This window comes from Polaromonas sp. (assembly GCF_018780625.1).
In the GTDB taxonomy this organism is placed as follows: Bacteria; Pseudomonadota; Gammaproteobacteria; order Burkholderiales; family Burkholderiaceae_C; genus Polaromonas.
Window position 1 is genome coordinate 1 of sequence record NZ_JADMJK010000022.1, and the last position, 9,663, is coordinate 9,663.

A 9,663-nucleotide genomic window follows, 5' to 3' on the forward strand; every position below is an offset into this window, starting at 1 on the left:
ACATCACGCCGGTCAGGCCCGAGCCGATCTGCGAGGCCAGCCGGATGCGCTGCGACTCGCCGCCGCTCAGGGTTTCGGCGCTGCGGTCCAGGCTCAGGTAGTTCAGGCCCACGTCGTTCAGGAACTTGAGCCTGAGGCCGATCTCGCGCACCACCTTGCCGGCAATCTCGGCCTTGGCGCCTTCCATTTTCAGGGTGTTGAAGTAGGCAAAGCTGTCGCGCAGCGTGTCATGACTGACTTCGTAAATGGCCTTGCGGCTGCTGACCGGGCCGGCCCCGCCTTCGCCGTCGGTGGTGCCGACCAGGTAGACATGGCGCGCTTCGCGCCGCAGGCGCGTGCCCGCGCAGTCGGGGCAGGGTTGCACGCTGCGGTAGCGGGCCAGGTCGTCGCGCACCACGGCAGAGTCGGTTTCGCGGTAACGGCGCTCAAGATTTGTGATCACCCCTTCAAACGGGTGCTTCTTGCTGATTTTTTTGCCGGACTCGGCGCCTTCCCGGGCATCCGCAAGGTAGCTGAACTTGATGTTTTCGGTGCCTGAGCCAAACAGCACCACCTGCTGCACGGCTTCGGGCAGGTCTTCAAAAGCCTGGTCGATGTCAAACTGGTAATGGCTGGCCAGGCTCTCCAACATCGAAAAATAGTAGGCGTTGCGCCGGTCCCAGCCCTTGACGGCGCCGCTGGCCAGGCTCAGGCTGGGAAAGGCCACCACCCGCGTCGGGTCAAAAAACTCCTTGTGGCCCAGCCCGTCGCAGCCGGGGCAGGCGCCCACCGGCGAGTTGAAGGAAAACAGCCGCGGCTCCATCTCGCTCAGCGAATAGCTGCAGACCGGGCACGAGAACTTGGCGCTGAACAGGTGTTCGCGGTCCGTGTCCATTTCCAGTGCAATCGCCTTGCCGTCGGCCAGCCGCAGCGCGGCTTCAAAGCTTTCGGCCAGCCGCTGGCGCAGCGCGGGCGGCGGGACGGCGCCGGCTTCGGGCTGTGTTTCCTTGTCCAGGCGCACCTTGAGGCGGTCAATCACCACGTCGATGTTGTGCTTTTCGGTTTTCTTGAGCTTGGGCAGGGCGTCAAATTCGTAGGCCGTGCCATCGACGCGAAAGCGCACATAGCCCTGGGCCTGCATTTCTGCAAACAGGTTTTCAAACTCGCCCTTGCGCTCGCGCGCCACCGGCGCCAGGATCATCAGCCGGGTGTCTTCGGGCAGGGCCAGCACCGCGTCGACCATTTCGCTGACGCTTTGCGCCTGCAGCGGCAAGTCGTGTTCGGGGCAAAAAGGCGTGCCGGCGCGCGCAAACAGCAGCCGCAGGTAGTCGTGGATCTCTGTGACTGTGCCCACGGTGGAGCGCGGGTTGTGCGAGGTCGCCTTTTGTTCGATGGAAATGGCGGGCGACAAGCCCTCGATCATGTCCACGTCGGGCTTGTCCATCAACTGCAGGAACTGCCTGGCGTAGGTGGACAGGCTTTCAACGTAGCGGCGCTGGCCTTCGGCATACAGCGTGTCAAACGCGAGCGAGGACTTGCCCGAGCCGCTCAGGCCGGTGATGACCACCAGCTGGTTGCGCGGAATATCGAGGTCGATATTCTTGAGGTTGTGGGTGCGCGCCCCGCGAATGCTGATGCGCTGGGCCGCCAGCACGCTGGCGAGGTACTTGCTGTCGTTAAGTGAGTTCACTGGAATGGGGGCGCCGCAAAACCTTCCATCATAGACCGAAGCCCCGTTTCAAGCACAATAGGCGGGTTGCAAACCGGCCAGAGCGGCCGGCCTGGCGGCTTCAACACCCGGCTTCAGTCTGGCCCGTGCGCCGATAATTTCGCTGAAATCATTTTTTAGACCTCCTACCCGTGTCTTCTGCCGCCCCTTCATTTCCCATGACCGCCACCGAGCGGCGCGCCAGCGTGTCGCTCGCATCGATTTTTGCGCTGCGCATGCTGGGGCTGTTCCTGGTGCTGCCCGTGTTTGCGCTGGAAGCGGCCCGGTTCCCGGGTGGCGATGACCCGGCCCGCGTCGGCCTGGCCATGGGGGTGTACGGCCTGACCCAGGCCTTGCTGCAAATCCCGTTTGGCATCGCCTCCGACCATTGGGGCCGCAAGCGCGTGATGCTGGCCGGGCTGCTGGTGTTCGCGCTGGGCAGCTTTTTGGCGGCCTGGGCGCCTGACCTGAACTGGCTGACGGCGGGCCGGTCGCTGCAGGGCGCGGGCGCCATTTCAGCCGCCATCACGGCGCTGCTGGCCGACTGCACCCGCGACCAGGTGCGCACCAAGGCCATGGCGCTGGTCGGTGTCAGCATTGCGCTGATGTTTGCGTTGTCGCTGGTGGCCGGGCCGTTGCTGGCCGGCAGCATCGGGCTGCACGGCATTTTTGCGCTGACCGGCGCCCTGGCGCTGGCCGGCATGGCGGTGGTGCGCTGGTGGGTGCCGGCCGAGCCGCCGCGCCATGCTGCGCCGCCACGCGGCGGCATGCGGGCGGTACTGAAGGACCCGGGCCTGCTGCGGCTGGACTTTGGGGTGTTTGTGCTGCACGCGGTGCAGCTGGCCATGTGGATGGCCATTCCCGGGCTGCTGGTCGCTGCCGGGCTGGACAAGGCGCTGCACTGGCAGGTCTATCTGCCAGCCGTGGTGGGCTCCTTTCTGGTGATGGGCCTGACGCTGTTTCCGCTGGAGCGTCGGGGCCATTTGCGTGCGGCGTTTCTGGGCGCCGTGGGCCTGATTTTTCTGGTGCAGCTGGGGCTGCTGTGGGAAACCGCAACGGCGGCGCACCACCTGGGCCTGCTGGGCGGCCTGCTGTTTTTGTTTTTTTGCGGCTTCAATGTGCTGGAAGCCAGCCAGCCCAGCCTGGCCTCGCGCCTGGCGCCAGCGCATGCGCGCGGTGCGGCGCTTGGCGTCTACAACACGGCGCAGTCGCTGGGCTTTTTTGCCGGCGGCGCCGTCGGCGGCTGGATCATCAAGGCGCATGGTCCCGGGGCGCTGTTCATGGCGTGCGCGGGCCTGATGCTGCTGTGGCTGCTGGTGGCCTGGCCGATGCGGGCGCCGGGCGGGCGTGAACCCGCGCCGGTCGGCCAGCCAGTTAAACTTTAAAGTTCAGTTCAGATTAGGAGAACATGTCATGGCATCCGTCAACAAAGTCATCATCGTCGGCAATTTGGGGAAAGACCCCGAAATGCGCAGCTTTCCCAGTGGCGACCAGGTCGCCAACGTCACCATCGCCACCACCGACAAGTGGAAGGACAAGCAGTCCGGCGAAATGAAGGAAGCCACCGAATGGCACCGCGTGGTGTTCAACGGCCGCCTGGCCGAAATCGTCGGCCAGTACCTGCGCAAGGGCTCGCAGGTTTATGTGGAAGGCAGCCTGCGCACCCGAAAATGGACCGACCAGAGCGGCGTCGAAAAATACACGACTGAAATCCGCGCCGACCAGATGCAGATGCTGGGCAGCCGCCAGGGCATGGGCGGCCCCGGCGCCGGCGGCCATGACGAGGGCGGTGGCTACGAGCCGCGCCAGTCGGCCCCCCCGGCCCGTGCCCCGGCACCCGCACCCCGGCAGGCCGCGCCTGCGCCGTCCAAGGCCGCCAGCGGCTTTGACGACATGGATGACGATATTCCGTTCTAAAACATGCAAGGCCCCGAAACCGGGTGCCTGTCGTGAATGCTATCAAAGTAATAGCTACTTATGCCCGTTGCGTATGGGCCTTAAGTCTATTTTGCTGTAATTTTCCTGTCAATTGCCCTGCTCCCAGGCCGGGCGGCCCAGCGGCGCTTGTGCCGCGCCATTCAAAACCCAAGCCACGATGATTAGTTTCCGACCTTCCCGCCTTTGTCTTTTGCGCCCCCTGTCCGGCGCGGCCCTGCTGGCGCTGGGCTTGTCCGTGATCACGCCCGCCAGTGCCAACGGCTCGGCCGAGCCGCTCACGGTGCTGACCGAGCCGGGCAGTGCGGGCCTGGGCTTTGCCATGCGGGCCGAAGCCTCGCCCTACCGGGACGCGGGCACCCGCTACGACCTGCTGCCGCTGTACCTGTACGAAGGCGACCGGGTTTTTCTGCATGCCAACCGGGCCGGCGTCAAGCTGCTGAACGGCAATGGGCCCCGGCTGGACCTGTTCGTCGAGCAGCGGCTGGAAGGCTTTCCGATCGACAAGCTGCCCGCCAGCCTGGACGGCATGGCGACACGCCGCACCGGCACCGACCTGGGGCTGTCCTTGCGCTACAGCCAGCCCTGGGGCAACCTGCAGGCCGAGTGGCTGCGCGATGCCGGCAATGCCTCCGGCGGCAGCGAAGTCCGCCTGGGCTACAGCTACGACTGGAAATCCGGCCCCTGGACGCTGCGCCCCAGCCTGAGCGTGTCCCTGCGCGACGCCAAGCTCAACAACTATTACTACGGTGTGCAAGCCGGCGAAGCGGCGCCCGGCCGCCCGGCCTACACGCCCGGCGCGGGTGTCAACACCACGGCGGGACTCTACGGTTCCTACGACTTGTCGCAGCGCCTGCGCCTGCTCGCGGGCGTGTCGGCCACGGTGCTGGGCAGCCCGGTTAAAAACAGTCCCATCGTGCAGCAGCGGGTGCTGCCTGCCGTGTATGTGGGCGCCGTCTACGACTTTGGCGGCCACGAGCGCGCCTGGGCCCAGACCAGCTCGCCCACCTACTTCAAGCTGCTGTACGGCAAAGCCACCGACGACGGCTGCCACATGGTGAAAATCATCACGGCGCAGTGCCTGTCAACGGCCAGCGTCAACCCGACCAGCATCAGCGGCGTGCAGATCGGCAGGCCTTATATCCAGAACTTCAACGGCTGGCCGGTCGATGTCGTCGGTTATGCGGGCCTGACGCACCATGACGACCGCGGACTGCAGCGCAACGGCCTGCAGCTGGACTTGTTCATGAAAGCGTATTACTCCGGCTTTCCGTGGAGCGCCCGGGTCAAGACGCGGCTGGGCCTGGGGGTTGGCGTGTCGCTGGCGCAGCGGGTTCCGTACATTGAAGCGAGCAGCCAGGCGGCCAATGGGGAATCGACGTCGCGGCTGCTGCACCACTTTGACCCGACGCTGGACGTGAGCCTGGGCGACCTGATCGGTTCGCGGGCGCTGAAAGAAACCTATATCGGTTTTGGCGTGTCGCACCGCTCCGGCATTTTTGGCTGGTCGCGCCTGCTGGGCGGCGTCAGCGGCGGCTCCAACTACATCTACACCTACGTCGAGACTGCGCTCTAAGGCGCTGGCCGGGCGCTGCAAGCGCTATGCTTTAAATAGCTTCTTGCGCCCGGTTTGATCGGGCTAGAGCCCGATTTTATGTCTGTCCCGGCAGGTTGCGCACGTTGCTGCTGTGAATCACGCCGCCGCCCAGGCAGACCTCGCCCTGGTACAGCACGGCAGACTGCCCGGGCGTCACGGCCCACTGGGGCGCTGCAAACACCAGTTCGCAGTCGGTGGCGGTGGCGCTGGCGCTGCGCACCTCGCAGGCCGCATCCTGCTGCCGGTAGCGGCTTTTGGCGGCCATCGGGCCCGGCGCGGGCGGCGAGCCCGCCACCCAGCTGCAGTTTTGCGCGCTGAGCTGGGTGGACTGCAGCCACGGGTGCTCGTGGCCCTGCACCACCCACAGCGTGTTGGTCTCCAGGTCCTTGCGGGCGACAAACCACGGCTCGTGCTCGCCCACGCCGCGCTGGCCGCGCGCCTGCGCGGCCTTGAGGTCGGCGCCCCGGGCCTTCACGCCGCCAATGCCCAGGCCCTGGCGCTGGCCCAGCGTGTAAAAGCTCAGGCCCACATGCTCGCCCAGAATCCGGCCCTGGTCGTTCCTGATCGGCCCCGGCGCCTTGGCGATGTAGCGGTTCAAAAACTCGCGGAACGGCCGCTCGCCAATGAAGCAGATGCCGGTCGAGTCCTTTTTCCTGGCATTCGGCAGGCCGATCTCGTCGGCAATGCGGCGCACTTCGGTCTTGTGCAACTCGCCCACCGGAAACAGCGTTTTGGACAGCTGCGCCTGGTTCAACCGGTGCAAAAAGTAGCTCTGGTCCTTGGCCGGGTCCAGGCCCTTGAGCAGCTCAAACAGGCCGGTGGTGTCGCTCTGCCGCACCCGGGCGTAGTGGCCGGTGGCGATTTTCTCGGCGCCCAGGCGCATCGCGTGGTCCAGGAAGGCCTTGAACTTGATTTCGGCGTTGCACAAAATGTCGGGGTTGGGCGTGCGGCCGGCCTGGTATTCGCGCAGGAACTCGGCGAAGACGCGGTCCTTGTAGTCGGCGGCGAAGTTGACATGCTCGATCTCTATGCCAATCACGTCGGCCACGGCGGCGGCATCGACAAAATCAATATTGGAAGAGCAAAATTCGCTGTCGTCGTCATCTTCCCAGTTTTTCATGAAGATGCCGATGACCTCGTGGCCCTGCTGCTTGAGCAGGTGCGCCGTTACGGCCGAGTCCACGCCGCCGCTCAATCCCACCACCACCCGTTGCTTGCTGTGTTGCTTGTCCATAGGTGTGCGATTATCCCCGGCATGACCAGTTTGCGTTTTTGACGGCCCGCCATGGAACTTCGGCAACTCCGGTATTTCGTTCGTATCGTCGAGCTCGGCAGCATGAGCCGCGCCGCGCTGGACCTCGATCTGGTCCAGTCGGCCCTGAGCCAGCAAATCAGCCGGCTCGAAAGCGAACTTTCAACCCGGCTGTTGCAGCGCAGCAGCAAAGGCGTAGTGCCGACCGAGGCCGGCCTGGCGTTTTTCCGGGAAGCGCAGCTGACCCTGCGCCATGCCGAGCAAGCCGTGCGCGCCGCCCAGCAGTCGCGCCTGAGCGGCACGGTCAGCGTCGGGCTGGCGTCCACCACCGCCGTGGTGCTGGGCGTGCCGCTGATGCAGGCCATGCGCGCGCGCTACCCCGATGTGCGGCTGCACCTGGTCGAAAGCATGTCGGGCCACCTGACCAGCATGCTCAATGCGCGCCAGCTCGACCTGGCGGTGCTGTTTGACACCGGCGTCGCCCGGCGCTGGAGCGTGATGCCGCTGCTGGAGGAAAAGCTGTACCTGATGAGCCCGCGCACCGCAGGTGAACCCAGCCTGCCGGCTGCAACCCGCATGGCGCAACTCGACGGTGTGCCGCTGATCCTGCCGACCGGCGCGCACGGCCTGCGCAGCACGCTGGACGCGGCGTTTGCCCGGGCCGACATCAAACCCCGGCTGGTGGCCGAAGTGGACTCGCTGACCATGCTGATGGATGCCGTCTGCGCGGGGCTGGGCTGCACGGTCCAGCCCTGGGCCGCGCTGGGGCGGGTGCACAAGGCCGCGCAGTGCCTGCAGTGGGCCGAAATCACGGATGCCCAGGTGCACCGCAGCAACGCCCTGTGCAGCCTGTCGGACGACGAGCTGTCGCCCGCCGCACTGGCCACGCGCGTGGTGCTGGCCGACTGCGCCCGCGCGCTGGTCCGCTCCGGCGCCTGGGAAGGCACGCGGCTGGCCCATCACGATTTGTGATGGCCCTATCGTGATCCGGGGCTGACCAAAGACCCGCATGGCCCCTACAGTCGGCAGCTTCCTGTAAATGGTGAGGCGGTTATGACTGTGGATGTATTGGTGATTGGCGGCGGCAACGCGGCGCTATGCGCGGCGCTGATGGCGCGCGAGGCCGGCGCCAGCGTGCTGCTGCTCGAAGCCGCGCCGCGCGAATGGCGCGGCGGCAACTCGGGGCACACGCGCAACCTGCGCTGCATGCACGATGCGCCGCAGGATGTGCTGACCGACGCCTACCCCGAAGAAGAATTCTGGCAGGACCTGCTGAAAGTCACCGGCGGCCAGACCGACGAGGCACTGGCGCGCCTGACCATCCGGGCGTCCAGCCATTGCCGCGACTGGATGCGCCGCCACGGCGTGCATTTCCAGCCCTCGCTGTCAGGCACGCTGCACCTGAGCCGTACCAACGCTTTTTTCATGGGCGGCGGCAAAGCGCTGGTCAATGCCTACTACCGCAGTGCCGAACAACTCGGCGTGCAGATTCGCTACAACGCGCCGGTCGACCGGCTGGAACTCACGGACGGCCAGTTTGTCGCCGCTTATGTTGGCGACGAGCGCATCACCGCCAAAACCTGTGTGCTGGCCGCCGGCGGCTTTGAGTCCAACCGCGAATGGCTGCGCGAAGCCTGGGGCCAGAACGCGCGTGGCGAATGGCCGTCAGACAACTTTGCCATTCGCGGCACCCGCTTCAACCAGGGCGTGCTGCTCAAGCAGCTGATGGAATCCGGGGCCGACATGATTGGCGACCCCACGCAGGCGCACATGGTGGCCATTGACGCCCGGGCGCCGCTGTACGACGGCGGCATCTGCACCCGCATCGACTGCGTGTCGCTGGGCGTGGTGGTGAACCGCGAGGGCCGGCGTTTCTACGACGAAGGCGAAGACTTCTGGCCCAAGCGCTATGCCATCTGGGGCCGCCTGGTGGCGCAGCAGCCGGGGCAGGTGGGTTACTCGATCATCGACGCCAAGGCCGCTGGCCGCTTCATGCCGCCCGTGTTTCCTGGCACCCGGGCCGACACCCTGCCGGAACTGGCGCAAAAGCTCGGGCTTGATGTGCCCACCTTCATGCAGACCCTGAACGACTACAACGCCGCGTGCCGGGTCGGCACGTTTGACCACACGGTGCTGGACGACTGCCACACCGAGCAGCTGCTGCCAGCCAAGACGCACTGGGCCCGGCCCGTGGACAAAGGCCCGTTTTACGGCTACGCCCTCAAGCCCGGCGTGACTTTCACCTACCTGGGTCTCAAGACCGACGAAACCACGGCCGTCCGCTTTGGCGGCGTGGCCAGCAGCAACTTGTTCGTGGCCGGTGAAATGATGGCCGGCAATGTGCTGGGCAAGGGGTATACCGCCGGTGTCGGCATGTCGATTGGTACGGCTTTTGGCCGTATAGCCGGCGTTCAGTCTGCGCAGGCAGCCATGAAATCAGGAGTTCATCATGCAGCAGCTTGAAGCCCTGGCGCGGGACGCCGTGGCGCTGGCCAACGGAAACGTGGCGGCGGGCCTGGCGCTGAGCGCGCCCGAAGCCGAAGTGGCGCGCCAGATGCAGATCTGCAACGCCTGCCGCTACTGCGAAGGCTTTTGCGCGGTGTTTCCGGCCATGACGCGCCGGCTCGAATTTGGCAAGGCCGACATTCACTTTCTGGCCAACCTGTGCCACAACTGCGGCGCCTGCCTGCACGCCTGCCAGTACGCGCCACCGCACGAGTTCGCCGTCAATGTGCCCCAAAGCATGGCCCAAGTCCGGGCCCAGACCTATGTGGACTACGCCTGGCCGCCGGCGCTGGGCCAGCTCTACCAGCGCAATGGCCTCACCTTGTCGCTGGCGCTCGCCGCCGGGCTGGCGATCTTTTTGCTGCTGGCGCTGGCGCTCAACGGCACGCTGTGGGGCGGCGACCTGCAGGGCAACTTCTACAAGCTGTTCCCGCACAACCTGCTGGTCGGCATGTTTGCCCCGGTGTTCTTGTGGGCGGTGCTGGCCCTGGGCCTGGGTGTGCGGCGCTTCTGGCGCGACGTGACGCCGGCCACCTCGGGCCTGCCGGTGAGTTCGCCGGCCGCCGCCGAGGCCACGGGTGACGTGCTGCGGCTGAAGTACCTCGATGGTGGCCATGGCGACGGCTGCCACAACGAAGACGACGCCTACACCCTGTCGCGCCAGCGCGCCCACCACCTGACCTTCTA

Annotated in this window: 7 protein-coding genes and 1 pseudogene; 6 read left to right on the forward strand and 2 right to left on the reverse strand. The window is 65.9% G+C overall.

Annotated elements, in window-relative coordinates; genetic code table 11:
- Positions 1–1,669 (reverse strand): annotated as a pseudogene (locus IV091_RS01720) (excinuclease ABC subunit UvrA); the annotation flags it as partial.
- Positions 1,670–1,866: 197 nt separating this feature from the next.
- Between IV091_RS01720 and IV091_RS01725 the strand changes: the two are divergent.
- From IV091_RS01725 to IV091_RS01735, 3 genes are all read left to right on the forward strand, one after another.
- Positions 1,867–3,072, forward strand: a complete 1,206-nt coding sequence (locus IV091_RS01725) for an MFS transporter (protein ID WP_293464337.1) — start codon at positions 1,867–1,869, stop codon at positions 3,070–3,072.
- Positions 3,073–3,100: 28 nt separating this feature from the next.
- Positions 3,101–3,604 carry a single-stranded DNA-binding protein gene (gene ssb, locus IV091_RS01730; protein ID WP_293464325.1) on the forward strand — a complete coding sequence of 168 codons (504 nt, stop codon included), beginning with the start codon at positions 3,101–3,103 and terminating at the stop codon, positions 3,602–3,604.
- A 211-nt stretch (positions 3,605–3,815) separates the two neighbouring features.
- A complete protein-coding gene (locus IV091_RS01735) occupies positions 3,816–5,198 on the forward strand; it encodes a MipA/OmpV family protein (RefSeq protein WP_293464327.1) in 1,383 nt (460 codons plus the stop codon).
- 76 nt (positions 5,199–5,274) lie between these two features.
- Here IV091_RS01735 and mnmA read toward each other — a convergent pair whose 3' ends face one another.
- A complete protein-coding gene (gene mnmA / locus IV091_RS01740) occupies positions 5,275–6,453 on the reverse strand; it encodes a tRNA 2-thiouridine(34) synthase MnmA (RefSeq protein ID WP_293464329.1) in 1,179 nt (392 codons plus the stop codon).
- A 51-nt stretch (positions 6,454–6,504) separates the two neighbouring features.
- Here mnmA and IV091_RS01745 point away from each other — a divergent pair, with 51 nt between their 5' ends.
- The 3 genes from IV091_RS01745 to tcuB all read left to right on the forward strand — a co-directional run.
- Positions 6,505–7,443, forward strand: coding sequence for a LysR substrate-binding domain-containing protein (locus IV091_RS01745; protein ID WP_293464331.1), 939 nt, complete (start codon positions 6,505–6,507; stop codon positions 7,441–7,443).
- 81 nt (positions 7,444–7,524) lie between these two features.
- Positions 7,525–8,934 carry an FAD-dependent tricarballylate dehydrogenase TcuA gene (gene tcuA, locus IV091_RS01750; protein ID WP_293464333.1) on the forward strand — a complete coding sequence of 470 codons (1,410 nt, stop codon included), beginning with the start codon at positions 7,525–7,527 and terminating at the stop codon, positions 8,932–8,934.
- A partial coding sequence (gene tcuB / locus IV091_RS01755; protein ID WP_293464335.1) for a tricarballylate utilization 4Fe-4S protein TcuB occupies positions 8,921–9,663 on the forward strand: 743 nt, incomplete at its 3' end. The genes tcuA and tcuB, both read left to right, overlap by 14 nt.